General features: G+C 66.4%; 28 protein-coding genes. 19 read left to right on the top strand and 9 right to left on the bottom strand.

The window, feature by feature from the left end; translation table 11 throughout:
* Positions 1-97 precede the first annotated feature (97 nt).
* From argS to tatC, 8 genes are all read left to right on the top strand, one after another.
* Positions 98-1822 (top strand): arginine--tRNA ligase, encoded by a 1725-nt coding sequence (argS, locus tag XM50_RS16420; RefSeq protein ID WP_046410973.1) that lies wholly within the window; start codon positions 98-100, stop codon positions 1820-1822.
* A 3-nt stretch (positions 1823-1825) separates the two neighbouring features.
* On the top strand, positions 1826-2548 hold the full coding sequence (locus tag XM50_RS16415) for an SPOR domain-containing protein (RefSeq protein ID WP_046410971.1): 723 nt from the start codon (positions 1826-1828) through the stop codon (positions 2546-2548).
* Between the two features lie 61 nt (positions 2549-2609).
* Positions 2610-3614 carry a beta-N-acetylhexosaminidase gene (gene nagZ / locus XM50_RS16410; RefSeq protein ID WP_046410970.1) on the top strand — a complete coding sequence of 335 codons (1005 nt, stop codon included), beginning with the start codon at positions 2610-2612 and terminating at the stop codon, positions 3612-3614.
* Complete coding sequence (locus tag XM50_RS16405; RefSeq protein ID WP_046410969.1) at positions 3611-4336, top strand: segregation and condensation protein A; 726 nt, start codon at positions 3611-3613, stop codon at positions 4334-4336. Before nagZ ends, XM50_RS16405 begins: the two co-directional genes overlap by 4 nt.
* On the top strand, positions 4333-4908 hold the full coding sequence (scpB, locus tag XM50_RS16400; RefSeq protein WP_046410968.1) for an SMC-Scp complex subunit ScpB: 576 nt from the start codon (positions 4333-4335) through the stop codon (positions 4906-4908). Before XM50_RS16405 ends, scpB begins: the two co-directional genes overlap by 4 nt.
* Before the next feature lie 26 nt (positions 4909-4934).
* Positions 4935-5174 carry a Sec-independent protein translocase subunit TatA gene (locus XM50_RS16395; RefSeq protein ID WP_046410967.1) on the top strand — a complete coding sequence of 80 codons (240 nt, stop codon included), beginning with the start codon at positions 4935-4937 and terminating at the stop codon, positions 5172-5174.
* A 26-nt stretch (positions 5175-5200) separates the two neighbouring features.
* Positions 5201-5626 (top strand): Sec-independent protein translocase protein TatB, encoded by a 426-nt coding sequence (gene tatB, locus XM50_RS16390; protein WP_046410966.1) that lies wholly within the window; start codon positions 5201-5203, stop codon positions 5624-5626.
* Positions 5623-6399 (top strand): twin-arginine translocase subunit TatC, encoded by a 777-nt coding sequence (gene tatC / locus XM50_RS16385; RefSeq protein WP_046410964.1) that lies wholly within the window; start codon positions 5623-5625, stop codon positions 6397-6399. The genes tatB and tatC overlap by 4 nt, the downstream gene beginning before the upstream one ends.
* A 60-nt stretch (positions 6400-6459) precedes the next feature.
* Here tatC and XM50_RS16380 read toward each other — a convergent pair whose 3' ends face one another.
* The 3 genes from XM50_RS16380 to XM50_RS20905 form a co-directional block, all read right to left on the bottom strand.
* Positions 6460-6594, bottom strand: coding sequence for an entericidin A/B family lipoprotein (locus XM50_RS16380; protein WP_046411830.1), 135 nt, complete (start codon positions 6592-6594; stop codon positions 6460-6462).
* Between the two features lie 277 nt (positions 6595-6871).
* Positions 6872-8458: a sensor histidine kinase gene (locus tag XM50_RS16375; protein WP_052742608.1), complete on the bottom strand. Its 1587-nt coding sequence runs from the start codon at positions 8456-8458 to the stop codon at positions 6872-6874.
* 8 nt (positions 8459-8466) lie between these two features.
* Positions 8467-8634 (bottom strand): NepR family anti-sigma factor, encoded by a 168-nt coding sequence (locus XM50_RS20905; RefSeq protein WP_231622004.1) that lies wholly within the window; start codon positions 8632-8634, stop codon positions 8467-8469.
* A 244-nt stretch (positions 8635-8878) separates the two neighbouring features.
* On the opposite strand from XM50_RS20905, the gene XM50_RS16370 reads away from it, so the two are divergent.
* The 10 genes from XM50_RS16370 (at position 8879) to XM50_RS16325 (ending at position 17788) form a co-directional block, all read left to right on the top strand.
* A complete protein-coding gene (locus tag XM50_RS16370; RefSeq protein WP_046411827.1) occupies positions 8879-9676 on the top strand; it encodes a response regulator in 798 nt (265 codons plus the stop codon).
* 42 nt (positions 9677-9718) lie between these two features.
* A complete protein-coding gene (locus XM50_RS20570; protein WP_046410963.1) occupies positions 9719-9862 on the top strand; it encodes a hypothetical protein in 144 nt (47 codons plus the stop codon).
* A gap of 104 nt (positions 9863-9966) precedes the next feature.
* Positions 9967-10608: a sigma-70 family RNA polymerase sigma factor gene (locus XM50_RS16360; protein ID WP_046410961.1), complete on the top strand. Its 642-nt coding sequence runs from the start codon at positions 9967-9969 to the stop codon at positions 10606-10608.
* A 296-nt stretch (positions 10609-10904) separates the two neighbouring features.
* The gene (locus XM50_RS16355; protein ID WP_231622003.1) at positions 10905-13589 is read left to right on the top strand and encodes a bifunctional [glutamine synthetase] adenylyltransferase/[glutamine synthetase]-adenylyl-L-tyrosine phosphorylase; all 2685 of its coding nucleotides are present in this window, start codon (positions 10905-10907) and stop codon (positions 13587-13589) included.
* Entirely contained in the window at positions 13552-13998 is a 447-nt protein-coding gene (locus tag XM50_RS16350; protein ID WP_046410958.1) for a peroxiredoxin, read from the top strand. The genes XM50_RS16355 and XM50_RS16350 overlap by 38 nt, the downstream gene beginning before the upstream one ends.
* Complete coding sequence (locus tag XM50_RS16345) at positions 13995-14783, top strand: ferritin-like domain-containing protein (RefSeq protein WP_197075568.1); 789 nt, start codon at positions 13995-13997, stop codon at positions 14781-14783. Before XM50_RS16350 ends, XM50_RS16345 begins: the two co-directional genes overlap by 4 nt.
* Positions 14784-14913: 130 nt before the next feature.
* The gene (locus XM50_RS20565) at positions 14914-16104 is read left to right on the top strand and encodes a M23 family metallopeptidase (RefSeq protein ID WP_052742607.1); all 1191 of its coding nucleotides are present in this window, start codon (positions 14914-14916) and stop codon (positions 16102-16104) included.
* A gap of 40 nt (positions 16105-16144) precedes the next feature.
* Positions 16145-16483: a HesB/IscA family protein gene (locus XM50_RS16335; RefSeq protein ID WP_046410956.1), complete on the top strand. Its 339-nt coding sequence runs from the start codon at positions 16145-16147 to the stop codon at positions 16481-16483.
* Positions 16484-16492: 9 nt separating this feature from the next.
* Entirely contained in the window at positions 16493-17266 is a 774-nt protein-coding gene (xth, locus tag XM50_RS16330; protein ID WP_046410954.1) for an exodeoxyribonuclease III, read from the top strand.
* Positions 17267-17530: 264 nt separating this feature from the next.
* Positions 17531-17788: a hypothetical protein gene (locus XM50_RS16325; protein WP_046410952.1), complete on the top strand. Its 258-nt coding sequence runs from the start codon at positions 17531-17533 to the stop codon at positions 17786-17788.
* Positions 17789-17855: 67 nt separating this feature from the next.
* Here the strand turns inward: XM50_RS16325 and XM50_RS16320 are convergent, their stop codons facing one another.
* On the bottom strand, positions 17856-19010 hold the full coding sequence (locus tag XM50_RS16320; RefSeq protein ID WP_046410951.1) for a GNAT family N-acetyltransferase: 1155 nt from the start codon (positions 19008-19010) through the stop codon (positions 17856-17858).
* 108 nt (positions 19011-19118) lie between these two features.
* Between XM50_RS16320 and XM50_RS16315 the strand changes: the two genes are divergently transcribed.
* A complete protein-coding gene (locus XM50_RS16315) occupies positions 19119-20195 on the top strand; it encodes a fatty acid desaturase family protein (RefSeq protein ID WP_231622002.1) in 1077 nt (358 codons plus the stop codon).
* 95 nt (positions 20196-20290) lie between these two features.
* Here XM50_RS16315 and lptG read toward each other — a convergent pair whose 3' ends face one another.
* The 5 genes from lptG to XM50_RS16290 all read right to left on the bottom strand — a co-directional run bounded on the left by lptG (position 20291) and on the right by XM50_RS16290 (position 26283).
* Positions 20291-21382, bottom strand: a complete 1092-nt coding sequence (gene lptG, locus XM50_RS16310; RefSeq protein WP_046410948.1) for an LPS export ABC transporter permease LptG — start codon at positions 21380-21382, stop codon at positions 20291-20293.
* On the bottom strand, positions 21379-22575 hold the full coding sequence (lptF, locus tag XM50_RS16305; protein WP_197075567.1) for an LPS export ABC transporter permease LptF: 1197 nt from the start codon (positions 22573-22575) through the stop codon (positions 21379-21381). The genes lptG and lptF overlap by 4 nt, the downstream gene beginning before the upstream one ends.
* Before the next feature lie 113 nt (positions 22576-22688).
* Entirely contained in the window at positions 22689-24575 is a 1887-nt protein-coding gene (locus XM50_RS16300; protein WP_331386572.1) for an ATP-binding protein, read from the bottom strand.
* A gap of 88 nt (positions 24576-24663) precedes the next feature.
* Positions 24664-25926, bottom strand: coding sequence for a serine palmitoyltransferase (gene spt, locus XM50_RS16295; protein WP_046410947.1), 1263 nt, complete (start codon positions 25924-25926; stop codon positions 24664-24666).
* A 114-nt stretch (positions 25927-26040) separates the two neighbouring features.
* Positions 26041-26283: an acyl carrier protein gene (locus tag XM50_RS16290; protein ID WP_046410945.1), complete on the bottom strand. Its 243-nt coding sequence runs from the start codon at positions 26281-26283 to the stop codon at positions 26041-26043.
* Positions 26284-26290: the final 7 nt, after the last annotated feature.

Genomic DNA, 26290 nt, shown 5'->3' with positions numbered 1-26290 from the left:
TCGAAAATACAGTTGCAGCGGATGCAATCGCTGGCGGATTTGTCGCGCTCGTCGCATTGGTCTATCGCGCGCGTCTTCACGAACACGATTGGTTGCCATGACGCTCTATTCCCGTTTCGCCGCTTACGTTGACGCTGCCCTCGATGCGCTCGAGGCAGCTGGCGACCTGCCGTCGGGGATCGAGCGCCGCGCGGTGACGGTGGAGCCGCCGCGTGACCCCGCCCATGGTGATCTCGCCACCAATGCGGCGATGGTGCTGGCCAAGGCGGCAAAGACGAACCCGCGCGCGCTGGCTGAGAAGATCGGCGCTGCATTGCAGCAGCTGGATGAGGTTGCCGCGGTCGAGATCGCCGGCCCCGGCTTCATCAACCTCCGACTGGTCGATGACAGCTGGCGGGCGGAACTTGCCGCGATCCATGATCGTGCCGCTGACTATGGTCGTTCCACCGCCGGGCAGGGTACGACCGTCAACATCGAATATGTCTCGGCCAACCCGACCGGCCCGATGCACATGGGCCATTGCCGCGGCGCCGTGGTAGGGGATGCCCTGGCGTCGCTGCTGGAGTTTGCCGGCAACCGCGTGATCCGCGAATATTATGTCAACGATGCGGGCGGTCAGGTCGACGTGCTCGCCCGTTCCGCACACCTGCGTTACCGTGAGGCGCTGGGCGAGGATGTTGGCGCGATTCCCGAAGGCCTTTACCCTGGCGACTATCTGGTCCCCGTTGGCCAGCAGCTCGCCCAGGAATTCGGTGATCGCTATGCGACTGCGCCCGAGGCGGACTGGCTGCCCCTGTTCCGCACGCGCGCGGTCGATGCCATGCTGGTGCTGATCAAGGCCGATCTGGCGCTGCTCGGCATCCACCACGACGTCTTCTCGTCGGAGGCGGAGCTTCAGGCCGAGGGCAAGCCCGAGGCGGCCGAGGCGTGGCTGCGCGCCCGCGACCTCGTCTATGACGGCACGCTGGAAGCGCCCAAGGGAGAGACACCTGAGGATTGGGAGCCGGTCGAGCTGCCCTTGTTCCGCTCCACGCTGTTCGGCGACGATCAGGACCGCCCGATCAAGAAGTCGAACGGCCAGTGGACCTATTTCGGCGCCGACCTCGCCTATCACTTCCAAAAGGCGCAGACGGCGGACGCGCTGATCGACATCTGGGGCGCGGACCACGCCGGTACCGTGAAGCGCATCCAAGCGGCGGTCGCGGCGCTGACCGAGGGGCGCACCCGATTCGACGTGAAGCTGGTGCAGATGGTGCGCCTGCTGCGCGGCGGCGAGCCGGTGAAGATGTCCAAGCGCGCCGGCAACTTCGTCACGCTCGCGGACGTGGTGCGCGAAGTCGGCAAGGACGTCGTCCGCTTCACCATGCTGACTCGCCGCTCCGACGCGCAGATGGATTTTGACTTCGCCAAGGTGGTGGAGGCGTCGAAGGATAATCCTGTCTTCTACGTCCAGTACGCCCATGCACGCGTCGCCTCGCTGCGGCGTCGTGCAACCGAAGCGGGGCTGGACCTGTCCCATCCCGACGTGTCCCGGCTTGATACGGAGGAACTGGCGCTGGTGCAGCTGGCGGCGCAATTCCCGCGTGTGGTGGAAACGGCCGCTGCGGCACGTGAGCCGCATCGAATTGCCTTCTACCTGTATGACTTGGCAGCGGCATTTCACGCGCTATGGAATGTCGGTAACGATCGGCCCGACCGCCGCTTCCTGCTGCCCGACGACCCGGCGATGACGGCGGCGCGTCTGTTCTTGGCGGAAGGCGTCGGACAAATTATCCGCAACGGTCTCTCCATCATGGGCGTGGAGGCAGTCTCGGAGATGTGATTCATGGCGACCGAGGAATTCGATCTCAGGGATGAAGACCGGCTTCCGTGGCTTGAGACGGTGGAGCCGGACGAGCCGGAAGGGCCGGGCGTGCTGCGCGTCCTGCTGTTGGTCGCCGTCGGCCTCGTGCTTCTCGCCGCCATCGTCTTTGCCGTATTCAGCTTCCAGACCCGCGCGCCGGACGGCCAGGGTGAACTGATCGCCGCGCAGCCGGGCGACTATAAGGTGAAGCCGGATGATCCCGGCGGGCTGAAGGTCGACGGGGAAGGGGATTCGGCGATCGCCGCCAGCGCCGGGGCAAGCGCCACCGCCGCGATCGATCTGAAGGCGGTGCCCGAGGCGCCGATCGCCGGCCGCCGCGCCGACGCGCCGGCACCGGCCACCGACGGCAGCGCACGCACCGTCGCTGAGGTTCCCGGCTCGGGCGGACGGCTGGTCGCCGCCGCACCGATGGCCGCACCGAAGAAGCAGATCCCGGGTGCCAACTCGGGCGGGTCGCTGGTCCAGCTCGGCGCCTTCCCGAGCGAGGCGGCGGCGAACACCGCGTGGAGCGCGGTGGCCAAGCGCTTCTCCTATGTCGCGACGCTGGGCAAAACCGTCCAGCCCGCCGAGGTCAACGGCCGCAAGGTCTATCGCCTGAAGGTGAATGCCGGCAGCGCGGACGCCGCGAGTGATCTGTGTGGCCGCCTGACCGTCGCCGGCGAGAAGTGCTTCGTCACCAGCTGACCGCGGCGGGACGCCCGCGCGCCGGGGTGGAAACCCCCGGCGGACCCGCTAATACCGGGCCATGAAGCCAGTGATCTTTGGCCTGTCCGGGCCGACGCTTACCTCCGACGAACGCGCATTCTTCGCCGAGGCGCGTCCGGCGGGGTACATCCTGTTCAAGCGCAATTGCCTCGATCGTCAGCAGCTTCGCGCGCTGACCGACGAGCTGCGTACGCTGGAGGGTCGCTCGGACGTCGCGATCCTGGTCGATCAGGAAGGCGGTCGCGTCGCCCGGCTGGGACCCCCGGAATGGCCCGCCTTTCCCGCCGGCCCCGATTTCGACCGCCTGTATGACATCGCGCCTATGTCCGCGATTGAGGCAGCGCGCGCCAATGCGCAGGCGCTCGGGCTGATGATGGCGGAGGTCGGGATTACCGTCGATTGCCACCCGATCCTCGACGTGATCGGCCCCGGCACCACCGAGGCAATCTCGATCCGCGCTTTCGGCAGCGAGCCAAAGCGTGTCGCCGCGCTCGGCCGCGCGACGCTCGAAGGGCTGGCGGCCGGCGGCGTCGTCGGCGTGGTCAAGCACATGCCGGGCCACGGCCGGGCCAAGGTAGATTCGCACCATCTGCTCCCCACCGTCACGGCGACCGCGGCGGAGCTGGAGGATGATCTCGCGCCGTTCCGCGCGCTGGCCCATGCGCCGATGGGCATGACCAGTCACATCGTGTTCGAGGCGTGGGATGCTGAGCGCCCCGCCACCATGTCTCCGACCATCATCAACGATGTGATCCGCGGCAAGATCGGCTTTGATGGCCTGCTGATGACCGATGATATCGACATGAAGGCACTGTCCGGCACGCCGGCGGACAAGGCATCGGGGGCGATCGCCGCTGGCTGCGACATCGTGCTCGACTGCTGGGCGCGGCTCGATGAGATGGTCGCGATCGCCGATCGGCTGGACGATATCGCCCAGCCGTCACGCGACCGGCTCGATCGGGCGATGGCGACGCTGCGGCCAGCCGAGGGCGTGTTCGCGGATCTGGTCGCCAAGCGCGACGAATTGCTCGCGATCGGCGCGTGAGTGGGGAGCAGCTGACGCTTGATCTCGACGGGTGGGAAGGCCCGCTCGACCTGCTGCTCAATCTCGCCCGCTCGCAGAAAGTCGACCTGAAGCAGATCTCGATTCTCTCGCTGGTCGAACAATATCTGGCCTATGTCGAACGCGCCCGCACGCTGCAGCTGGAACTGGCCGCCGACTATCTCGTCATGGCGGCGTGGCTGGCCTATCTCAAATCGGCGCTCCTCTTGCCGCGCGACCCTGAGGTGGAGCCCGACCCCGAGGAACTGGCGCTGCGGCTGCAATTGCGGCTCGAGCGGCTCGCCGCCATGCGGGAGGCGGGGGCGCGGCTGATGGCGCGTGATCGGCTGGGCCGCGACGTGTTCCGCCGCCCCGCGCCCGACGGGCTTCGCACGATCCGCAAGGCGCGCTGGTCGGCGGAAATCTACGATCTCATCTCGGCCTATGGCCGGATCAGCGCGCGCACCCGCCCGGTCATGCATGTCGTGCAGGATCGACAGGTTATGACGCTGGAGGCGGCGATCGCGCGCATTTCCGCCCTGCTCGGCACGGCGATCGACTGGTCGCTGTTGCACCGCTTCCTGCCGGACGGCGCGGACGGTGCCTTTCGCCGCTCCGCGCTCGCCTCCAGCTTTCTCGCCGCGCTTGAACTGGCGCGGCAGGGCAGGGTCGAACTGCGGCAGGACGGCACCTTTGCGCCATTGTACCTGAGGCTGCCCGCGTGACCCCCCCCAATGACGTGGTGCGGGCAGTGGAGGCGGTTCTGTTCGCGGCAGCTGATCCGATGACGATCGATTCGATCCGCGCCTATGTCGGGGGCGACGACGTGCGCGCCGCGGTGGAGCAACTCGCCCGCGACTATGCCGGGCGCGGCATCAATCTTGTGCAGCGCGGCGACGCCTGGCATTTCCAGACCGCGGCCGACATGGCGCATGTGCTGCGCCGTGACCGGGAGGAAGTTCGCCGCCTCAGCCGCGCCGGGATCGAGACGCTGGCCATCATCGCCTATCACGAACCGGTGACCCGCGCCGAGATCGAGGCGATTCGCGGCGTCCAGATCTCCAAGGGCACGCTCGACGTGTTGATGGAGGCGGGCTGGGTTCGCCCGGCTGGCCGGCGCGAGGTGCCGGGCCGGCCGCTCACGTTCGTCACGACACCGGCGTTCCTCTCGCATTTCGGCCTGAAATCGCGCCGCGACTTGCCCGGGATCGAGGATCTGCGCGCCGCCGGCCTGCTCGATCCGGTCGATCTGACAGTCGAACAACTCGCGGTGGAAAAGAACGACGATGAGCACTAGATGGTCGGGACTTCAGGAGAATCCCCATGGGTAGCTTCAGCCTCCCGCACATCCTTATTCTCGCGATCGTTGCCATCCTTCTGCTGGGTGGCGGCCGCTTCTCGAGCATGATGGGTGACGTCGCCAAGGGCGTTAAGAACTTCAAGAAGGGCATGTCGGAAGAAGACGAGGAAGCGTCTGCGAAGCCCGCGCAGCGGATCGAGGCGCAGCAGACGGCGCGTCCCGCCTCGGAGACGATCGTCGAGGAAGACAAGGTCGCGCGCTGATCTGATCCGCGTCGCCATCGTCCGCCATGCTCGACTTCAACATTTCCGAAATGGCCGTCGTGGCCGTGGTGGCGTTGCTCGTCATCGGCCCGAAGGACCTGCCCAAGGCGCTTCGGGTGCTCGGCTATTGGGTCGGCAAGGCGCGTGGCGTTGCCCGCCAGTTCCGCGCCGGCTTTGACGAGATGGTGCGCGAGGCCGAGCTCGCCGAGATGGAAAAGAAGTGGAAGGCGGAAAATGAGCGGATCATGCGCGAGCATCCGATGCTTGCGCCGGCCGAGCCCGCGGCCGGGCAGCTGCCTGCTGCCCAGGACCCGACGGGGACCGCACCAAGTGGTGACGTCGCCCCGCAGGACGCGTCCCAGCCCGATGAACCAGTGATGGTCGAACAGCCTGTGCTGCGCCCGGCAAACGAGACGGCCCTTCCTGAAGCCAATGGCAAGGCCCCGTCATGAACCCGGCCGACGAACTGGATGACACGCGCGCCCCGCTGCTCGACCATCTGATCGAGCTGCGCCGCCGTCTTTTATATTGCATCGGCGCGCTGCTGCTGGCCTTTGCTGTCTGCTATTATTTCGCGGAGGCGATCTTCGCCTTCCTGGTGCAGCCGCTCCTCGCGGCCGGCCAGAAGCGGCTGATCTACACCCAGATTTTCGAGGCCTTCTTCGTCCAGATCAAGGTGGCCTTCTTCGCCGCGATGATGGTGTCGTTCCCGGTGATCGCCAACCAATTGTGGCAGTTCGTCGCCCCGGGCCTCTACCGCAATGAGCGGCGTGCGCTGCTGCCCTTCCTGCTCGCGACGCCGATCCTGTTCCTCGCCGGTGCCGCGATGGCCTATTATATCGCCGTTCCCGTGGCGCTGCACTTCCTGCTCGGCTTCCAGGGCGAGATCGGCGGGGTGAGCCAGGACGCATTGCCCTCGATCGGCAATTACCTGTCCTTCATCATGCAGTTCCTGTTCGGCTTCGGCCTGTCGTTCCTGCTTCCGGTGCTGCTGATGCTGCTCGAGCGTGGTGGCGTGGTGACTCGCCAGCAGCTTGTGTCGGCGCGCCGCTACGCGATCGTCGCCGCCTTCGCGATTGCCGCGGTGCTGACCCCGCCCGACGTCGGGTCGCAACTGCTCCTCGCGATCCCGCTGTGCATCCTCTACGAACTCGCGCTGATCGGCATCTGGTTTACCGAGCGCCGCCGCGCGCGAGAAAAAACGGCCGCCGCCGCCAGCGAATAAAAGAAGGGCGGCGTCGAGTGTCTCCTCGACGCCGCCCGTCTCGTGACAATGAAGCCGTGGTTACTTGGCGTCGTCCGCCGTCTTGGCGACGGTGTTGCCCGCCGAGGATACGTCGCGCCCGACACCTTCGACCGTGTTGCACGCCGAAACCATCAGGGCGCCAGCCACCACAACCATTCCGAACAACTTTTTCATCAAGCCCTCCTGCGCGCAGTCATTTCGCATTCGGGAAAATGCGTGGTGAGGAACTTCGTTCCTTCGCGCCAACGATCTCAAGGAAATGAAATAAGGCCCGAAAGCGTCACCGGGGGGGGGAGGGTTGACGCTTCCGGGCCTATGTCGCGGATAGCGAGAGCGGGGGGGCATAAGGTCGCTATCCGAAGTGTAGAACGTCGATCGGCGGCGGGGGTTCCTAGGCTTTCGCGCCAATCGTGGAAAAAAGTTGAGCCGCGGCGCTGCCGCCGGCCCAGCCTCAATCCCGGCCGAGCACCGCGATCGAAATTTCGTACGCGCCAGCCAGTGGATCGTGGTGAAGCGGCGCGCGCAGCTGGCGCGACAGGCCTTCGATCACGCGCCCGAAGCGGGTGGCGAGGCCGTCGCGAAGTTCCGGGCTTTCGATCAGCGCCCGCGACGAGACGCGCAGCGTCGCGCGATCCGGCGTCGCCGCTTCCTTGACCGACACGCGCAATTGCGCCGCGGGATCGCAGGTGACGGCCAGTTCGATCAACTCGGTGGCGAGGAAGGCCACCGCGACTGCGACGTCCTGCGTCACCAGATAGGGATCGATGTCGAGCTGAATGCGCAGCTGTGTGCCCTCGGCCGCCGTCGCGCGGATGTTGGACGCCAGCTCGCCCAGCATCGGCCGCAGCGAGAGCCCGCGATTTTCCTCCATCTCGGCGTAATGGTTGCGATGCACCACCGCGAGCGCATCGACCCGGCGTTGAATCGACGCATAGGCCTGCGACGCCTCGGGCGACTTCGCGCCACGCGCGTGAAAGTTGATGAGGGAGGAAATCACCTGGAGGTTGTTCTTCACCCGGTGATGCACTTCGCGCGTCAGCTTCGTCTGGCGCACCAGCCCTTCGGCAAGTCCCGCCTCGTGGATCGCCACGGTCCTGGTCAGCGCGCGGAACGTATCGCCCAATTCGCGCAATTCCTGCGCCGGCAGCGCGCGGATTACTTGCGAATCGGTTTCTTCGCCCGGCGTGAAGGCCGCGACGCGCGCGCGCAGCTGGCGCATCGGCCTTATCAGCAGGCGATCGACGACGAACCAGGCGATGCCGGCGGCGGCCGCCCACATGACCAGCGGCAGCAGCAGCGCGATGACCAGCGGCGAGGTGATCGGCGCGGTGCGCACCTCCATCGCCAGCTTCAGGTCGCCGATGCCAAGGTCGGTGAGGTTATTCTCGCGCCGCTCGAATGCGTTCTCGCGCGCCAGCGATTGCAGCACCAGCTCGTTCGCACCGTGGATCAGGGTTGCGGCATAGGCCGGCGTGAACCCGCTCGGGCGGCTCAGCTCCGCCAGGAAGTCGGTCGGGAAGTATGCCGCTGCGGTGACCTGCCCGGAACGACCGACCACCCCGAGCAGCAGACCGCGCTGGGGCAGGATCTGCGCTGCCACGGCCGCGTCGCGGGCGGTTCGCGCCACCTCCAGCGCCCCGGGAAAGCTGCTGCCACACAGCAGCCGACCCTTGGGGCCGAACACCGCGAATCGCGCGCCGTTGAATGCCTGTTGCGCGAAAACGCCCTGGACGCGCGCGCAGCTGGGTGTGTCGCCGGGGTCCGCCTCCAGCGCATCCACCGCGGCACGCAGCGCGGTCATGTCGCCGATCAGCTCGATCGCGATCGCGCGGCTGCTCTCGGCCGCCGCGACGCGCAGGCCCGCGCGTGCCTCGGTATCGGCAATCTGGGTGATGCGCAGCGTCGCAAACACTGCGATGATCGCGAGCGGCAGCAGCGCGATCGACAGGATCACCAGAAGCTTCGCGCCCGTGGGCCAGCGCATCATGAACGTCGGCGTCGTCGCGCCAACGCGCGAATCGTCCGCCGTCGTTGCCATGTCTGTGCTTAGTCTAGCTTGCCCAGGAGGGAAACGAACTCGTCCGGGACCGGCTCGTCGATCGTCTTCTGATAGATTGATCGCAGCGCCGCACCCATGTCCCGGTCCTTGGACTGCACCGCAGTGCTGCCCTTCTTCTTGACCGGCTTTTTTGGCGCTTCCTTGTCCGAAACCAACGCTTACCCCCCGAAACACCTGTCTGGCATGCTGTGACGATTCCTTGGCCGCTTACGGGCCTTGGCACCAGCCTGTTCATCAAGGCTCGCGTCATGGAAACAAAATACCGGTTCGTTGGTTCCACCGCTCGACGACGAATTGCGTCGTTGGGCGCCGCGCGCCTGCGGGGGTTTGTCGAAGTTGATCAATCCGGGTTTGGCGCGCAAAGCCGAAACCCTAATCTATTGGGAGTCGTTCCGCCTCATGTCGCTTGGACAACAGCTCGCCCCACATCTGCCCTTCCTGCGTCGTTATGGGCGGGCGCTCACCGGCAGCCAGTCGCACGGCGACAAATATGTCCGCGCCACGCTCGAAGCGATCGTCGCCGCTCCCGAGGAATTTCCGCGCGACGTCGATCCGCGCCTTGGCCTGTACCGTACGTTCCAGGCGATCTGGGGATCGACCAACGACGATCAGCAGGCTGATCCGGGGGATGTGGACGATCAGGAGGCGGTGGCCCGCGCGCGCCTCGCACGCATGACGCCGCTGTCGCGCCAGGCGCTGCTCCTCACCGCAATGGAGGGGTTCACGGTCGAGGACACGGCCTATCTCATCAACGTCTCGCCCAGCGAGGTCGAATCGCTCGTCGCCGACGCGCTGTCGGAGATCGAGAATCAGACCCGCGCCCGCGTCCTCATCATCGAGGACGAACCGATCATCGCAATGGATATCGAGACGATCGTGCGCGATCTCGGCCATGAAGTGACCGGTGTCGCCGTGACCCGTGACGAAGCGGTTGCGCTGGCGATGGACGATCGTCCCGGCCTCGTGCTCGCCGACATCCAGCTCGCCGACGATTCGTCGGGCATCGATGCGGTTAAGGACATCCTGGGTGAATTCCAGGTGCCGGTGATCTTCATCACCGCCTTCCCGGAACGATTGCTGACCGGTGAGCGTCCCGAGCCGACCTTCCTCATCACCAAGCCGTTCCAGCGGTCGACGGTAAAGGCCGCGATCAGCCAGGCACTGTTCTTCGATCAATCGACCGCGCCGGTTTCGTAAAAGCGATACGGACCCAAAACGGTGCAGGATCGTTAAAGCTGTATGGCTGACGAAAATCACAAGGTCGAGCTGAGCACTGACGAGGCTCGCGCTGGCACTACGCCGCACATGACCCGGTATATCCTGCCCGTTTCGCTGGTGCTGGTGATCGCGATATTCGCGTTTCTGCTGTTCACGCGGTTGTAGACGCGATCACCATGTTGACCGGACGGGTGGCAAACGACGCCGGTACTATCTATCTTACGGAGAGGATGCCGGTTCATTCCGGTGCGGGGACCGAACGACATATTATGACCGAAGCTGAACCGCGTGATGATGCCGCGGCCGATGGAGCATCGGTCGAGCACGTTTCGCTATCCGATCCGGAATTCAAGAAGCAGCTTGCTCAGGTAATCCCGCATTTGCGCGCCTTTGGACGCTCGCTGTCGGGTAACCGCGATCTCGCCGACGATCTGGTGCAGGAAACGCTGTTGAAGGCATGGGCCGCGCGCAAGCGGTTCCAGGCCGGCACCAACATGCGCGCCTGGACCTTCATCATCCTGCGCAACCTGTATCTCTCGCAGATGCGGCGCGCGCGCTTCAAGGGTGAGTGGGACGATCTCGTCGCTGATCGCCTGCTGGCGGCACCCGCCAGCCAGGACAAGCATGTCGAACTTGCCGACATGCAGCGCGCGCTGCTTCATCTGCCGCAGCCACAGCGCGAGGCGCTGATCCTCGTCGGTGCGGGCGGCTTCGCCTATGAAGAGGCGGCGGAGATCTGCGGCGTGGCGGTCGGCACGATCAAGAGCCGCGTGGCGCGCGGCCGTGTCGCGCTGGAGGCGCTCATGAGCGGTAGCGACATGACGTCGCGGACCGATCACATGATCCCCAGCCTGAAACCGACGCTCGACGAGATCATGGACGAGGTGGACGAGCTCAGCCGCGATCGCTGATCGTGAGCGGGCTTGCCACCGGCCCTGTCAGGGCGCGGCTGCTAGACCTGCCTTTCGGACCTAGTTTCTTGGAACGCCATAAAGCGCCTCTACCAGTGTCTTGAGGTCGTCAGGGGTGCTGCGCGCATCATTGAATGCGAAACGCAGCGATTCGCCGATAGCGTCGGTAGCCCGCGGATACCGGACATAGTAACCGTCACTGCCTCCTTCGCGATGATGATGTTCATGTGTCGTCATGCGCGATAGAACGGATCAGGAGACGCGTTGGTTTCATGGTCCAGGCTACGGATTTCCCCTTGTCAAGCGAAAAAAATGTCGAGCTGCTGGTCGCGGACGCGGTCGGCCGGGCGCACGGATTCTCGCCATTTCTCGCGAACTTGCTCGACCGCGGCGACCATTTTTCCGCGGCATCGCTCGACCGGCCGGTCACGCTCGACCCCGATGTGCCGATAGGCCGGGCGCTGCGTCTTGCCCGTCGTCAGTTGGCGCTTCAGGTCGCGATCGGCGACTTGTCCGGCATCTTCGATCTGACCGCCGTCACGCACCGACTGACCGATTTTGCCGATTTCGCACTCGACCAGGCGATCCGCACTGCGATCGCGGAGCGCAGCCCAGGGGCGGGGCCAGAGGGCTTTGTTGCGTTGGCGCTTGGCAAGCAGGGCAGCCGCGAGCTGAATTATTCCTCCGACATCGACCCCATCTTCCTGTTCGATCCCCGGACGCTGCCCACGCGCCGCAACGAGGAGCCGGTCGACGCAGCGGTGCGCATCGGCCGGCGCGTGATCGAGCTGCTCCAGGCCCGCGACGCTGACGGCTATGTCCTGCGGGTCGACATGCGGCTCCGTCCCACGCCTGAGGTCACGCCCATCGCGCTGCCGATCGAAGCCGCGATCACTTACTATGAATCGCAGGCACTGCCCTGGGAGCGGGCAGCCTTCATCCGCGCACGCCCCGCCGCCGGCGATATCGCCTTGGGCGAGCAGTTTCTCGACGCGATCCGCCCCTTCATCTGGCGCCGCAGCCTCGATTTCGGCGCGGTGGGGGAGATATTGGAGATCACCCGGCGGATTCGGGATCACCACTCGCAGGGGCAGACCTTCGGCCCGGGCTATGACCTGAAGCGGGGGCGGGGCGGGATCCGTGAGATCGAATTCTTCGCGCAGATCCACCAGCTCATCCACGGCGGGCGCGATCCCGCGCTGCGTACCGGCGATACCCGCGGGGCGCTCGCCGCACTGGCCGCCGCTGGCCGGATCGCCCCGGATGACGCACAGGCGCTCTGCGACGCCTATGTCGCGCTGCGCACGGCCGAGCACCGCGTCCAGATGATCGATGATCGCCAGACGCATGCGCTTCCGACCGGCGACGCGTTGGAGCGCGTGGCACGGCTGGACGGGCGCCCCCACGGCGCGGCGTTGCTCGCGCATCTCGAACCGCACGTCACGCGCGTCGGCGCCATCTTCGGGCAGCTCGCGCCTACCACCGGGGACAATTTGTCCGCCAACAGCGATGCCCTTTCCGCCCAGCTTGTCGCGGCGGGCTTCGCGGATCCGGACGTTGCGGCAACCCGGATCGCGGCATGGCGTGCCGCGCGCTATCCCGCGCTGCGCAGTGCCGCCGCGCAGGCCGCGCTTGAGGCCGTATTGCCCGGCCTCGTCGCGGCGCTGGGGGAGGCACCCGCGCCCGAGGCCGCGCTCAACCGCCTCGACCGGCTGTTCGAACGCTTGCCCAGCGCGGTGAACATCTTCCGCCTGCTGGAGGCGCGGCCCGCGCTCATCGCGCTCCTTGTCCGGTTGCTCAGCCACACGCCGACCCTCGCCGATGAACTCGCGCGCCGGCCTGACCTGCTCGACGGGCTGATCGACGCCTCCGCCTTCGATCCTGTGCCTGACGTGCCCGCCATCGCCGCGATGATGCGCAGCAATGAACGGCGCGCGGATTTCCAGGCCAAGCTCGATCACGTCCGCCGCATCGTCAACGAACACCGCTTCGCCCTGGGCGCGCAGATCATCTCTGCGGTGGCCGATCCGCTCGACGTCGCGGCGGGCTATTCGCGCGTGGCAGAGGCCGCGATCGAGGTGCTGGCGAGCGAGACGGTGGCGGAATTCGCGCAGGCGCATGGCCGGGTACCGGACAGCGAATTCGTCATCCTGGCGCTCGGGCGGCTCGGGGGAGGGGCGCTGACCCATGCCTCCGACCTCGACCTGATCTACCTGTTCACCGGTGACTTTGCGGCGGAGTCCGACGGCCCCAAGCCCTTGGGTGCGACGCTTTATTATAATCGCCTTGCGCAGCGCGTTTCCGCCGCGCTCTCCGTGCCCACCGCCGCGGGCCCGCTCTACGAGATCGACACGCGCCTTCGCCCGTCGGGGACACAGGGCCCGCTGGTGGTGAATGTCGATTCCTTTGCCCGCTACCAGCGCGAAAGCGCCTGGACGTGGGAGCATATGGCGCTCACCCGCGCCCGGCCGGTGTTCGGCTCGGCAAAGGCGCGCGCCGAACTACAGGCGATCATCGACGGCGTGCTGCACGGCGACCGGCCGCAGCGCGACGTCGTGGCCGATGCCATAACGATGCGGGCCGAGATGGCGGCGCACAAGCCGCCCGCCGGGCCGCTCGACGCCAAGCTGCTGCCCGGCGGGCTGGTCGATCTGGAATTCACCGTCCATGTCGCGCAGCTGACCCGGCGGGAGGGCTTCGACACCAATCTCGGCCGCGCGATCGATCTGCTCGGGCTCCGTGTGGACCTCCACCACGCGCACGATCTGCTGACCCGCCTTATTGTCACGCTTCGCCTGGTCGCGCCGGATGCGGCCGAGCCACCCTCGGAAGCAACGCGCGCCTTGGTCGCGCGGGTGCTCCATCTCGATGATTGGGACGCGGTGCTCGCCGGCTTTGACACCGCCCGGCAGCAGGTTACGGCGGCGTGGAAAGGATTGACCGATGGACACACTGCCGGACGTGACGCTGACCGCGATTGATGGTCAGCCGCTCCGCCTGAAGGATCAGCCGCTGCCGCTGGTCGTCTATTTCTATCCCAAGGACGATACTGCCGGCTGCACGCGCGAGGCGCAGGATTTTTCCGCCATGGCCGGGGAGTTTGCGTCCGCAGGCGTCGTCGTGATCGGCGTGTCCAAGGATCCGCCGGCCAAGCATGAGAAGTTCGTCGCGAAATACGATCTCGCCGTGGCGCTCGCCAGCGATGAGGATGGCTCCGCCTGCGAGGCGTTCGGCACCTGGGTGGAAAAATCCATGTACGGCCGCCGCTACATGGGCATCGAGCGCGCAACGTTCCTGTTCGGCCGCGACGGCCAGCTCGCCCGCGCCTGGCGCAAGGTGAAAGTCCCCGGACATGCGGCGGAGGTGCTGGCCGCGGCGCGCGCCCTGTGACAACCATCGCCGCCGCCGCGCGCGACGTGCTCAACGCGGCGGACCCCGCCACCAAGGTGAAGGCCGCGCGTCAGGCGGCACGTGCGTGGCGCGCGGGGCGGCTCACCCACAGCTTCGACGTCGCCATGCCCGATGCACCGGCACGGCCCGAGCAGCCCGAATTGCTGCCTCCCGGCCGGATGCCGAAACGGGGGAAGGGCGGGTCGGAGCGGGGCCGCATCGCGCTGCTTCATGCACTGGCGCATATCGAATTCGTCGCGATCGACCTGGCGTTCGACATGGCCGGGCGTTTTGGCGCGGCCTTCCCGCGGGAATTCGTGGACGACTGGATTGGCGTCGGCGCGGACGAGGCGATGCACTTCGCACTGCTCGATCGCCGGCTGCGCGCGATGGGCAGCCATTATGGCGCGCTCCCGGCCCATGCCGGGCTGTGGGAGGCAGCGGATGCGACCGCCGATGACGTACTCGCCCGGCTCGCCGTCGTCCCGATGGCGCTGGAGGCGCGCGGGCTCGACGTGACGCCGGCCACCGTTGACCGCTTCCACGCCGCCGGCGATGCGGCCAGCGCGCGCATCCTCCACCGCATCTACACCGATGAAATCCGGCACGTTTCGGTCGGTACGCGGTGGTTCGAGGAGCGGTGCGCGGCGGCCGGTTTGCACCCCCCGACCCACTGGAAATCCCTCATTGGAGGCCGTTTTCGGGGCGTCGTGAAAGGTCCGTTCAACGACTCAGCGCGCGAGTCTGCCGGCCTGACGCGGGATTACTACGGCGCTATTGCTTAACTGCTCAAAAGAAGGGCAGTTGACGGTGTCCGGTGAGCGGGGGGCCGCAATCCAGACCAGTTTTTTGAACATGCGTCGTGCGTGGGCTCGTCCTGGTCGCGCGCGCTTCAACAATCTTGCTCGGGGTTCGATGTCCAAGATTTCTTCCGCGCCGGCCAACCGCATCGCTGCTGGCGCCCGCCTGCTCTTCTCCCCACGCAACGTGATCTTCCATGATGGCCGCGCTGTGCGCCGGATCCGCCTGGGCCGCCTCTCGCAGGGCGCGCTGGCCGGGACCGCCGCGGTCGTGGTCGCCTTCGCGGGCTACGGCGCCGCCGCTGCCGCCGGTCAGGCCGGCGCCGCTGCGCCGCAGGCCGAGCGGATCGAGACGATGGAGCGCAAGCTCGTCCACATGCACCAGCGCGTGGCCAATGTCCGCAAGGCTGCGGAGGCGCGTGCTGCTCAGCTCGAAAACCGCCAGGCACTGCTCGCTGCCGCGCTGACTGGCGTGGGTGACGAGAAGAAGCTGGCGCTTGCCACGCTGAAGATCGATCCGGCGGGTGACCGCCTGGCCGCCTATGCGGTCGCTCCCTTCGCCAAGATCGAGCGTCGCCAGGAGATCCTGGCCGAACTCGCGCTCGATCACCTCAACGACCGCTATCAGTCGGCAGCAGAGGCGCTGCGTGAGCGCGGCCTTCGGCCGGAGCGTGTTGCCAAGGGCGGTAAGAACACCGGCATGGGCGGCCCGCTGATCCCGGCCGCCAGCGCCGAGGCGACGGCTGATCTGAACGCCGATGCGCAATTCCGCTCGCTGTTCATGACCTGGAAGAAGCTCGACACGCTGGAGCAGGGGGTCATCTCGATCCCGTCGGTTCAGCCGGTCCAGCACCTCACCTTCACCAGCAATTTCGGCGTGCGCAGCGATCCGTTCCGCGGCACCGCTGCGATGCATGCCGGGGTCGATATCCCCGGTCCGACCGGCACGCCGATCTATGCGACCGCCGATGGCGTCGTGAACCATGCCGCGCGTCAGGGCGGCTATGGCAACATGATCGAGCTGAATCACGGCAAGGGCATTACCACCCGCTACGGCCACCTGTCGAAGATCCTCATCAGCAACAATGCGCGCGTGCGCCGCGGTCAGATGATCGGCCTGATGGGCTCCACCGGCCGTTCGACCGGCCCGCACCTCCATTATGAAGTGCGTATTGACGGCCGCGCCGTGAACCCGATCCCCTTCCTGACCACGGCGGATTATCTGCTCGCGGCGCAGGATCGCTCGGTCGGCCAAATTCCGGTGTCGACCAGCGGCCCGGCGGCACAGGACGGCCTGGGTCACTGATCCGGTTGCGGGCGCGCCGCGGCGATCCTATTTCGCTCTCATGGCAACGCTTGCACCCGATATCGCCTTGACGCCCTCCGCCGCCGCCCGTGTGGCGGCGATTGCGGAAAAGCAGCAAAAGCCTGCCATCCTGCGCCTCTCGGTGGAGGGGGGCGGCTGTTCCGGGTTCCAATATCGTTTTGGTCTGGCCGACGCGCCGGAGCCGGGTGATCAGGTCGCCGAGACGGATGGCGTCAAGCTTGTCGTGGACGAAATCAGCCTCGATCTCGTGCGCGGTGCCTCGGTCGACTTCGTCGAATCGCTCGGCGGCGCGGCGTTCAAGGTCGACAATCCGATTGCAGCATCAGGATGCGGTTGCGGCACCAGCTTCTCGGTGTAAGCCGTCCTCGTGAAAATCGTCAGCTACAACGTCAACGGCATCAAGGCCCGCCTGCCGCGCCTGCTGGAATATCTCGCCGAGCAGCAGCCGGACATCGTCTGCCTGCAGGAGCTCAAGACCGCTGACGATACCTTCCCGATCGATGACATCCGCGCCGCCGGTTATGGCGCGGTGTGGCATGGGCAAAAGGGGTTCAACGGCGTCGCCGTGCTCGCTCGCGGCGCCGATCCGGTCGAGCGTCAGCGGGGCCTGGATGGTGAGCCCGACGATGATCACAGCCGCTATCTGGAATGCGACGTCGACGGCCTGACCGTCGCGTCCATCTATCTGCCCAACGGCAATCCGCAGCCGGGCCCGAAGTTCGACTATAAGCTGCGCTGGATGGACCGGCTCGCCGCCCGTGCGCGCGCTTTGCTGGCGGCCGAGACGCCGACCGTGCTGGCGGGCGATTACAACGTCATCCCCAATGACGATGATACCTTCTCCACCCGCGCGATGGCCGATGATGCGCTGATGCAGCCGGAAAGCCGCGCCGCCTATCGCGCGCTGCTGGCGCAAGGGTGGACCGATTCGCTGCGCGTGCGTCATCCCGCCGGCGGCGTGTGGACCTTCTGGGATTATCAGGCGGGCGCGTGGCGCCGCGACGCGGGCTTCCGCATCGATCACCTGCTGCTGTCACCCGCCGTTGCCGATCGGCTGGTCGAGGCCGGTGTCGACAAGGACTATCGTGGCCGGGACAAGGCCAGCGATCACGCGCCCACCTGGGTTCGCCTGCGCGACTGAATCACCGGGCGGCGGCCACCGCGTTCCGTTCGCTTCCCAATCGTTCACTGTCGGACAGGGGGTACCCGTGCGTCCGTCAGCGCACATCGCTTGGATGGTAAAACGCGCCGTCACTTGGTGCACGGCGCCCATCATCGGCAACATGCACATTGATGCTTTTGCTAAGTCATTGAAATGGCGTCCGTAAAGCAATTGGCACGGTCAATGCAAAGTCTCAGGTGACAGCGCGAAAGGGGCGCTGTTCGGAACTTGAGAGGATACGCCATGACCATCACCGCCATCGCCACCGCCGCCCTCATGCTGGGCGCCGCCCCCGAACCCGCGCCGCGCCCGGCACCTGCGCCGGCACCTGCGCCGACCATCCCCGCCGATCAGTATGGCGCCCGCTCGTTCGATCCCGAAACCGACCAGCGCCGCGTGTGCGTGATCGACACGCTCAGTGGCCCGGGCATCGCCCGTCGCTATTGCCAGACGCGCGCGACCTGGGTCGCACAGGGCACTGACCCGCTCGCGCGCCGTTAAGTGCCGCTTACCGGGCTCGCGCACGGCCGGTCTGGCCGCTGCGCGAGACCCCGCGGTTCACCGGCGCTCACAGCGCCTTTTCGTACACCTGATAGACCTTGTTGACGTGGCTCTCGATCGTCTCGGCGATTGACCGCATCCCCTGGTTGTCATCGAGGATCCAGCCGATCTCGCCGCGCGAGGCACCATAATCCTGCACCGCCGCGCGGCGGATGTACTCGATCATCATGAACGCCAATTGGCTCGCCATGCGCGACGATTGCAGGCTCTTCACCACCCCCATCAGCGGCACGCGCATCGTACGCACCTTCGGCTTGCGCAGCCACAGCAGCAGCTTCGCCCAGCCGAACGGCAGCAGCGACCCGTTCAGCCCCTTCAACGGCTCGTTCAGGTCGGGGAGGGTGATCATGAAGGCGACCGGCACGCCATCCACCTCGGCGATGCGGATCAGGTCGTTGAAGACGATCGGCTTCAGCTTCACGCCCACATCGCGGATTTCGGGCGGGGTGAGGGGAACGAACCCCCAATTGTCGCTCCAGGCATCGTTCAGGATGCCCAGGATGATCGCCGCTTCCTCGTCGAACCGCGACTTATCGACCGGGCGCACGTTGATGCGCGGGTTCTTCTCGCCCGATTTGATGATCCGCTGGACGATCGGCGGGAATTCCTGCGTGATATCCAGCTCATAGGTCATCATTTGCTTGACCGGGGCATAGCCGGCCGCCTCGATCCACCCGCGATATTCCGGCTTGGCATGGCCCATCATCACGGACGGCGGATGGTCGTAGCCGGTAATCAGCAGCCCCGGTTCTTCCCAGATCGATTGCGAGATCGGCCCCAGCACGCGGGTCATGCCCTGTTCGCGCAGCCACTGCTCGGCGCGTTCGATCAGCGCGCGGAACACGCCGTCGTCCTCCGCCTCCATCAGCCCCCATTGCCCGGTGCCGGGGCCAAAGCCCTGCGCGGCCGGCATGTCCAGCGCCAGAAGGTCGATATGCGCGGAGATACGCCCCACCACGCGCCCGTCGCGCTCGGCCAGGAACAGCTGCGCCTTGGCGTGGCTGTACCATCCGTTCTTCTCGGGATCGAGCAGCCCCAGCGCCTCGCGCTTCAGCGGCGGAACCCAGTTGGGATCATCCTTGTACAGGCGGAACGGCAGGTCGATGAACGTTTTGCGGTCGCGCTTGCCCGTCACGGGGCGGATGGTGAGAGAGCCGGTCATGACGCTGCGTGTAATCGCCCGAAGCGATCATGGCGAGCGGCCTTTCCGCGCGGCGCGCACCTGTTCCAGCCACCGTATCGCCACTATCTTGGGCCAATGGACACCCCCATGCCGACCACGACTCTGTCCCGAGCAGCAGCCACCCCGACCGCGCGTGTGCGCATCGCCGATGACCGTGCGATGCTGAAGGCGGCGGCTGAACTGACGCGGGATCTGAACGCGCCGCGGCCCGCCGTCTATTGGGCTGACTTCCTCGGCTCGGTGGCGATCGGCTATGCCGGTCTCGCCGTGGCGATCGCCGCGACCCCGCTGTGGCTGACGATCGTCGCCGGCGTGGTGGCGATGTTCGCGCTCTATCGCGGGATGAGCTTCATCCATGAACTCACCCATGTGAAGCATGCGTCGCTGCCGCATTTCCGGCTGGGCTATAACATCTTCATCGGCGTGCCGATGCTGGTGCCCTCGTTCATGTATGAGGGCGTCCACAATCTTCACCACGCGCGCACCCGCTACGGTACCAGCGACGATCCCGAATACCTGCCGCTCGCGCTGATGAAGCCGTGGTCGCTGCCGGTGTTCGTGCTGGTCGCCGCGCTGGCGCCGTTCGCGCTGATTTTCCGCTACGGCGTGCTGTCGCCGCTGTCGCTGCTGTCGCCGTCGCTGCGCCGCATGGTGGTGGAGCGTTTCTCGGCGCTGGCGATCAACCCGCAATTCCGCCGCCGCCTGCCGGAGGGGGATTTCCGTCGCCAGTGGATCGCGATCGAGACCGCATGCGCCGTCTGGGCGATGTCGCTGATCGCCCTGGTTGCCACCGGCACGCTGCCGCTGCGCGCCTTTGCCATCATGATGGCGGTCGCCTCGGGCGTCGCGGTCATCAATCAGCTGCGGACCTTGGTCGCGCACCTGTGGGAGAATGAGGGCGAGGTGATGACCGTCACCGCCCAGTATCTCGACTCGGTCAATGTGCCGCCGCCGGCCACGCTGCCCGCGCTCTGGGCGCCGGTTGGCCTGCGCTACCACGCGCTGCACCATCTGCTGCCGGGCGTGCCCTATCACGCGCTGGGCGAGGCTCATCGCCGGCTGAGCACCGTGCTCGATCGCGAATCGCCCTATTACAAGGCCAATTACGTCGGCATGCCGGGCCTCATCGCCAAGATCGCGCGCAGCACGATGCTGCCGCGCTGATACCGACCCGGGGCGGTCACCGCCGCCCCGGCCATCGATCCATAATTTCGCATCTGGCTCCCGCTACAGTCGGGAGCATTCCGGCCGCCGCCGGCTCATTCCTCGGTGCGCAGCAGCACCGCTTCGCCGATCAGCAGGAACAGCAGGAACGGCGCCCAGGCGGCGAGGAAGGGCGGGTAGGCGCCCAGATTGCCCATCGCCAGCGCGAAATTGTCCGCCACGAAATAGGCGAAGCCCAGCGCCATGCCGATCACGGCGCGGACGAACAATTTGCCGGACCGTGCGATGCCGAACGCGGCCACCGCGCCCAGCAGCGGCATCAGCACCGACGACAGCGGCCCGGAGAGTTTGTGCCACAGCGATCCCTCGAGCGCCGCGGTCGGCCGCCCGGCCGCGGCCAGGTCGTCGATCGCCTCGTTCAGCGCGCGGAACGACAGTCCATCGGCATTCACCGACGACAGGGTGAACTGGTCCGGCGTCACGCCGCGCGCGATCACGATCGTGCCGACATCGCGCTGCTGGCCGGTCGCGACGTCAAAGCGTTTGGCCGGTCCGATCGCCCAGCCATCGCCGCTGCGCCGTCCGGCGGGCGCGGTGATGATCGTGCGCAGCTTGCCGCCGTCACGCTCGTACAAGGTGACGCCGCCCAGCCGCGCGGCATCGCCCCGGCCACGGATCTGGTCCACCTCGATCAGGTCGTCGCCGGTCCGAACCCAGACGTTGGACCGGTCACCCCGGTCGATCGGCAGCGTGCCGTAATTCACCTTCTGCCACTGGCTCAGCGTCGCCGTCGCGCGCGACACCACCCGGTCGTTGAACACGAAGCTGATCGCGGCGATCGCCAGGCTTGCGGTGATCAGCGGCGCCAGCACCTGGTGCGCCGACATGCCCGACGATTTCAGCGCCACGATCTCGCTGTTCTGGTTCATCGTGATCAGCGTCAGGATCGTGCCGAGCAGGACGGAGAAGGGCAGGAAGCGCGCGATGATCTGCGGCACGCGCAGCGACATATACTGCCACACCTGCGCGTCGGTATTGCCCGGAACGGCCAGGATCTTGCCGGATTCCCCCAAGAGGTCGAGCGCCTGGAGCACCAGCACCAGCCCGGCAAGAATGCCGAACGTGCGGACCAGGAACATCCGGCCCATGTACAGCGCCACCGTCTTGGACGGGAAGAAAGACGTCATGCCCGTGCCTCTCGCGCACGGCGGCCGGGCAGGCGACGCGTGATCGCTTTCAGGGTCTTGCTGGCCACCCGTTCCAGCGCGCCGATCGGCTGTCCGCCCGGAACATAGGCCAGCGTGTAATACATCCAGATGATCAGCGCCGCGAAGATCGCGAACGGCGTCCACAGCGCGATGAACGGGTCGACGCGGCCAAGCTCGCCGATCGACGCCGCATATTGGTTCACCTTGTGATAGGCGACGACCATCACGATCGACAGGAACACGCCCAGCGCCGATGTCGATCGCTTCGGTGGCACGCCCAGCGCCACCGCCAGCAGCGGCAGCAGGAACATCATCAGCACCTCCGCGAGCCGGAAGTACAGTTCCGCCTGGCTGGAATCGCGCGCTTCCTCGCTCCCGCTCGTCGTGCCGATCTTCACCAGCTCAGGCAGCGTATATTCCAGGTTACGGCCGCCGCGCGCGCGGAACTGCTCGAACTTGGGCAGGTCGATCGGTAGGTCATGCGCGCTGAAGGTCAGCACGCGCGGGCTCGGAAAATCGGGCCGGTTGTGGATCAGCGTGCCGTTGGTCAGGCGGAAGATGATCGTGTTGGGATCGTCGGTGGCGAAGAACTGGCCGCGCTCCGCGGTCACGCCGATCCAGTCACCCTTGGGTGTCTGCGCATGGACGAAGATGCCGGAAAGCTCGCGGCCCTTGTCGCGGCTGCGCTCGATCCGCATCGTCATGCGATCGCCCAGATGGGTGAATTCGCCGACCTTGATCGACGCCCCCAGCGCCCCGGTGCGCAGCTCGAACCGCAGCCCTTCGTAGGCATAACGCGCGCGCGGCTGGATGAAGCCGACGATCGCCAGATTGACCAGCGCCAGCCCCACCGCATACATGTAAGGGACGCGCAGCAATCGCCCGTAACTCATTCCAACACCGCGCATAACGTCCAGCTCGGACGAGGTGGCGAGGCGCCGGAAGGCGAGCAGGACGCCGAGCATCAGGCCGATCGGAATGCCAAGGCCAAGATATTCCGGCAGCAGGTTGGCCAGCAATTGCCACACCACGCTGACGGGCCCGCCTTCGGTGGCGACAAAGTCGAACAGGCGCAGCATGCGATCGAGGAGCAGCAGCATCGCCGCAATGACGAGCGTCGAGAACAGCGGCAGCGCGATCAGCCGGGCCATGTAGCGGTCGATCGATTTCATGAGGCGCGGCTAAGGGGCTCGATCTTGCGGATGGGTGCGCCGGTATAGGCGAGAAGGTAACGAGCGCCAGCCCTTTTCGGTCCAGCGCCGCGACGCTTTCCTTTCGCTTCGCCTTATTCCGCCGCCATCCGGTCAGGTGCGGCGGCCGGGCTGCGCGCAAAGGCATCGGCCAGTGCGCGCGCCAGCGCGGCGAGGGTGAAGGGCTTGCGCAGCACATGATGGCCGTTGAACATCGCCGCGTCGCTCGCCTCGCCGGCGAAGCCGGTGACGAAGAGCACGGCGGTACGCGCGTGGCGTTCGGGCAGCGCCTCGATCATTTCCGGGCCGGTCTGCACCGGCATCAGCACATCGCTCATGATGAGGTCGACGGGCGCGTGCTCGTCGAGCAGGGCGGGGGCGCGCAGCGGATCGTCGCATGCGATCACGCGATGGCCCAGTTCCTCCAGCGCGCCGACGGTGGCGCGCAGCACGCGCTGGTCATCCTCCACCACCAGGATGGTCAGCTCTTCCGGCGCCGCGGTGGCGATGGCGGCTTCCTCGTCGGCGCGTTCCGGCGCTTCCGCCTCGCTGTCGTGCGGCAGCCGCATGATCACGCTCGTCCCGACGCCAGGCGTGGAATCGATCGCCACTTCGCCGTCCAGCTGGCGCGCAAAGGAGAAGATCTGGCTCAGCCCCAGGCCTGTGCCCTTGCCGACCGGCTTGGTGGTGAAGAACGGCTCGAACACGCGCTCGACGATGTCCGGCGTCATGCCGCATCCGTCGTCGCGCACCGTGATGGTGACGAAGGTGCCGTTGGTTGACCGCTCCACGCCCGAGGTGATGCTGACCCGCCCGCGCCCGTCCATCGCATCGCGCGCATTGACCGCGAGGTTCAGGATGCAATTCTCGAACTGCACCCGATCGGCGCGGACATAGGCATCCTCGCCATGGCAGGCGATCTCGACCTGGATCGCATCGCCGAGCGTCCGGTCGAGCAGGTCGCGCATCCCGTTGAGCAAGGCGCCGACATGGATGCGCTCCGGCGCGATCGCCCCCTCGCGGGCAAAGGCGAGCAGCCGGCGGGTCAGCTCCGCCGCCCGGACCGCCCCCTCACGCGCGCTTTCGACATGGCGCGCGGCGTCCGCCCCGCCATTGGCAATCGCGCGCTGCGCCAGTTCGAGCCCGCCGATCACAACTGCCAGCATGTTGTTGAAATCGTGTGCGATACCGCCGGTCAGCTGGCCGATCGCATCCATCTTCTGCGCCTGCCGCAACCGCGCTTCCTGCGCACGCAATTCCTCGGTTGCCTCCGCCACCGCCACCGCCAGTTCGTCGGCGCGAGCGCGCGCGGCATCGGCCTCGGCACGGGCCAGTGCGCGATCGGTCGACGCCCGCATCGTCAACCAGCCGAGGATGATCGCCCCGATCAGCAGCAGCACGCCGAACGCCGACAGGACAAAGGCGGCACGCGTCGAGCGTTCGACCAGCGCCATCGTCGCTTCGGTGCGGGTGATCAGCAGCGTTCGCTCGCTGGCGATCACTTCGTCCAGCAGCCGGTTGATCTCGGTCAGTGCCGACGCCTGCCGCGCTTCGTAATAACGCGACAGCGCCTGCTGGTTCTTGCCGTAATTGGTCGCCAGCGCGGTCATCGACAATTGCTCGCCGCGCTCATTGAACGCTGCCTGCAACCGGCCGATCAACGGGCGTTGCGCCACATTGTCGCGCGTCAGTGACGACAGCCGCTGCAACTGGTCGCCCGCGCGGCGCCAATCCTCGAAATACAGCCGCCCCAGCTGCTTGTCGCCGGAGATGACGTAGCGTCCCAGCGCCGCTTCGGATCGTGCGATCGTGCCCGACAGCGTCCGCGCCAGAATCATCACGTCATAGCTGTGCGATTGGAGCGAGGAGGCGCGGTTGCGCTGGTTGTTGGCCTCGCCCAGCGTCAGGATCAGCGCGACCAGCACGCCGACGCCGGCCACCCCCATCACGACAAAGGTGATGAGGCGCCAGGCCGAAGCCACGCTTTTGAAAGCCGATCCTATGCCCGCGGCAGCCACGGCCTCACGGTCTATCAAAGCTGCACGTCTGGCGGAAGCGATGCGATGGCGATCAGGCGATCACGCCGGTCGCCCGCCCAGCGGCCTCGAACATCGCGACCACCTTGGCCATCTGCTCGGGCGTATGTTCTGCGCAGACCGAGCAGCGCAGCAGGAACATGCCGGCCGGTGTCGCGGGCGGACGCGCGACATTGACGTAGAGGCCGGCCTCCAGCAGCCCGTGCCACATCCGGACGGCCTGCTCCTGGTCGTCCAGGATCACCGCGACGATCGCCGATTCCGGCTCGTCGGTGGGCAGGCGGAAACCGAGCTGCTTCAGCCCGCCATGCAGCTGGCGCGTATTGGCCCACAGCCGCTCGCGCTTGTCCTTGGCGTGCATCAGCTTGCGGATCGACGCAGTTGCGGACGCGACCACCGCGGGCGGCAGGCTGGCGGTGAAGATATAGGGTCGACAGACGAAGCGCAGGATCTCGAACTTCGGGTGGTTCGACACGCAGAAGCCGCCGACCGTGCCGACCGACTTGGAGAAGGTGCCGATCACGAAATCGACCTCGTCCTGCAGCCCCTGGTCTTCATAGACGCCGCGGCCGTTGGGGCCGAAGAAACCCATCGAATGCGCCTCGTCGACCAGCACCATCGCGCCATGCTTCTTGGCGACGGCGACCATCTCCTTCAGCGGTGCGATGTCGCCCAGCATCGAATAGACGCCTTCAAGGACGACGAGTTTGCCCGGCTCCTTGGGCAGGCGACCCAGCCGCTTGTCGAGATCCTCGACCGAATTGTGGCGGAAACGCACGACCTCCGCATTGCCCATCGCGCATCCGTCATAGATCGACGCATGGCTGTCGGCGTCCAGGATGATGTACTCGCCCTTCGCCGCAATGGCAGAGATAACGCCGAGGTTCGCCTGATAACCCGTTGAAAAGACGATTGCGCCCGACATGCCGTAGAAGTCGCGCAGCGCCTGCTCGACTTCCATATGGTCGTGGAACGTGCCGTTCAGCGCGCGGCTGCCGTTGGTGCCGCTGCCGAACTTGTCGAACGCGTCCTTGCCCGCGGCGATGACGTCAGGATCGAACGTCATGCCCATGTAATTGTACGTGCCCAGCAGGATCGTCTCGCGGCCCTTGATGACCGCGACGGTGGGGCTCTTCACCTCCTCCATGACGATGCCGAACGGATCGCGCACGCCGCTGTCGAGCAGCGCCTGGCGCTCGGCGATCAGCGGCGCGAACTTGTCGAACAGGTCGCGTTCCGGAGCCACGGTGGCAAGCTCGACGGGCAGGGCTTCAGCCTGGAGGCCGGTTTCGGTCATGTGTTCAATTCCCAACCGTTCACATCGGGTCGTGTCCATTCACCGGGCGCACCGCACCCGGCCACGTTCCTGGTCATCCGTCGCGAAGAACAAGCGTCGCGAGGAACGCGTCGTTCAGTTCTTCAGCTTGGCGACGGCATCGGCAAGCTGCCCCACCGTTTCGATTTCCGCCTGCATGTTCATCGTGATGATGATGTCGAATTCGTCCTCGATCGCGGCTACGAAATCCATCACGGTCAGCGAATCCCATTCGAGATCGCCCTGGAACGTTGTTGCCTCGGTCACCGTCACGCCCTTCTTGTTGAAGGGTTCGATCTGGGCCTTGACGGTGTCGAAGATGCTGTCGCGGTCGCTCATGCCGGGT

This window comes from Sphingomonas sp. Ag1 (assembly GCF_000980895.1).
GTDB classification, from domain to species: Bacteria; Pseudomonadota; Alphaproteobacteria; order Sphingomonadales; family Sphingomonadaceae; genus Sphingomonas; species Sphingomonas panaciterrae.
Note: the sequence above shows the minus strand (reverse complement) of the source record. Positions and strands in the feature narration are given on the sequence as shown.

Excerpts from the sequence above, each read along its gene's own strand:
- argS (WP_046410973.1), top strand. The coding sequence starts at position 98 with ATGACGCTCTATTCCCGTTTCGCCGCTTACGTTGACGCTGCCCTCGAT.
- lptG (WP_046410948.1), bottom strand. The coding sequence starts at position 21,382 with ATGACGTCTTTCTTCCCGTCCAAGACGGTGGCGCTGTACATGGGCCGG.
- XM50_RS20570 (WP_046410963.1), top strand. The coding sequence starts at position 9,719 with ATGGCTGACGAAAATCACAAGGTCGAGCTGAGCACTGACGAGGCTCGC.
- spt (WP_046410947.1), bottom strand. The coding sequence starts at position 25,926 with ATGACCGAAACCGGCCTCCAGGCTGAAGCCCTGCCCGTCGAGCTTGCC.
- XM50_RS16320 (WP_046410951.1), bottom strand. The coding sequence starts at position 19,010 with ATGACCGGCTCTCTCACCATCCGCCCCGTGACGGGCAAGCGCGACCGC.
- XM50_RS16335 (WP_046410956.1), top strand. The coding sequence starts at position 16,145 with ATGGCAACGCTTGCACCCGATATCGCCTTGACGCCCTCCGCCGCCGCC.
- XM50_RS16380 (WP_046411830.1), bottom strand. The coding sequence starts at position 6,594 with ATGAAAAAGTTGTTCGGAATGGTTGTGGTGGCTGGCGCCCTGATGGTT.
- tatB (WP_046410966.1), top strand. The coding sequence starts at position 5,201 with ATGCTCGACTTCAACATTTCCGAAATGGCCGTCGTGGCCGTGGTGGCG.
- XM50_RS16415 (WP_046410971.1), top strand. The coding sequence starts at position 1,826 with ATGGCGACCGAGGAATTCGATCTCAGGGATGAAGACCGGCTTCCGTGG.
- nagZ (WP_046410970.1), top strand. The coding sequence starts at position 2,610 with ATGAAGCCAGTGATCTTTGGCCTGTCCGGGCCGACGCTTACCTCCGAC.
- XM50_RS20565 (WP_052742607.1), top strand. The coding sequence starts at position 14,914 with ATGTCCAAGATTTCTTCCGCGCCGGCCAACCGCATCGCTGCTGGCGCC.
- XM50_RS16350 (WP_046410958.1), top strand. The coding sequence starts at position 13,552 with ATGGACACACTGCCGGACGTGACGCTGACCGCGATTGATGGTCAGCCG.
- XM50_RS16370 (WP_046411827.1), top strand. The coding sequence starts at position 8,879 with ATGTCGCTTGGACAACAGCTCGCCCCACATCTGCCCTTCCTGCGTCGT.
- XM50_RS16325 (WP_046410952.1), top strand. The coding sequence starts at position 17,531 with ATGACCATCACCGCCATCGCCACCGCCGCCCTCATGCTGGGCGCCGCC.
- lptF (WP_197075567.1), bottom strand. The coding sequence starts at position 22,575 with ATGAAATCGATCGACCGCTACATGGCCCGGCTGATCGCGCTGCCGCTG.
- XM50_RS16290 (WP_046410945.1), bottom strand. The coding sequence starts at position 26,283 with ATGAGCGACCGCGACAGCATCTTCGACACCGTCAAGGCCCAGATCGAA.
- tatC (WP_046410964.1), top strand. The coding sequence starts at position 5,623 with ATGAACCCGGCCGACGAACTGGATGACACGCGCGCCCCGCTGCTCGAC.
- XM50_RS16395 (WP_046410967.1), top strand. The coding sequence starts at position 4,935 with ATGGGTAGCTTCAGCCTCCCGCACATCCTTATTCTCGCGATCGTTGCC.
- XM50_RS16360 (WP_046410961.1), top strand. The coding sequence starts at position 9,967 with ATGACCGAAGCTGAACCGCGTGATGATGCCGCGGCCGATGGAGCATCG.
- XM50_RS16315 (WP_231622002.1), top strand. The coding sequence starts at position 19,119 with ATGCCGACCACGACTCTGTCCCGAGCAGCAGCCACCCCGACCGCGCGT.
- XM50_RS16375 (WP_052742608.1), bottom strand. The coding sequence starts at position 8,458 with ATGGCAACGACGGCGGACGATTCGCGCGTTGGCGCGACGACGCCGACG.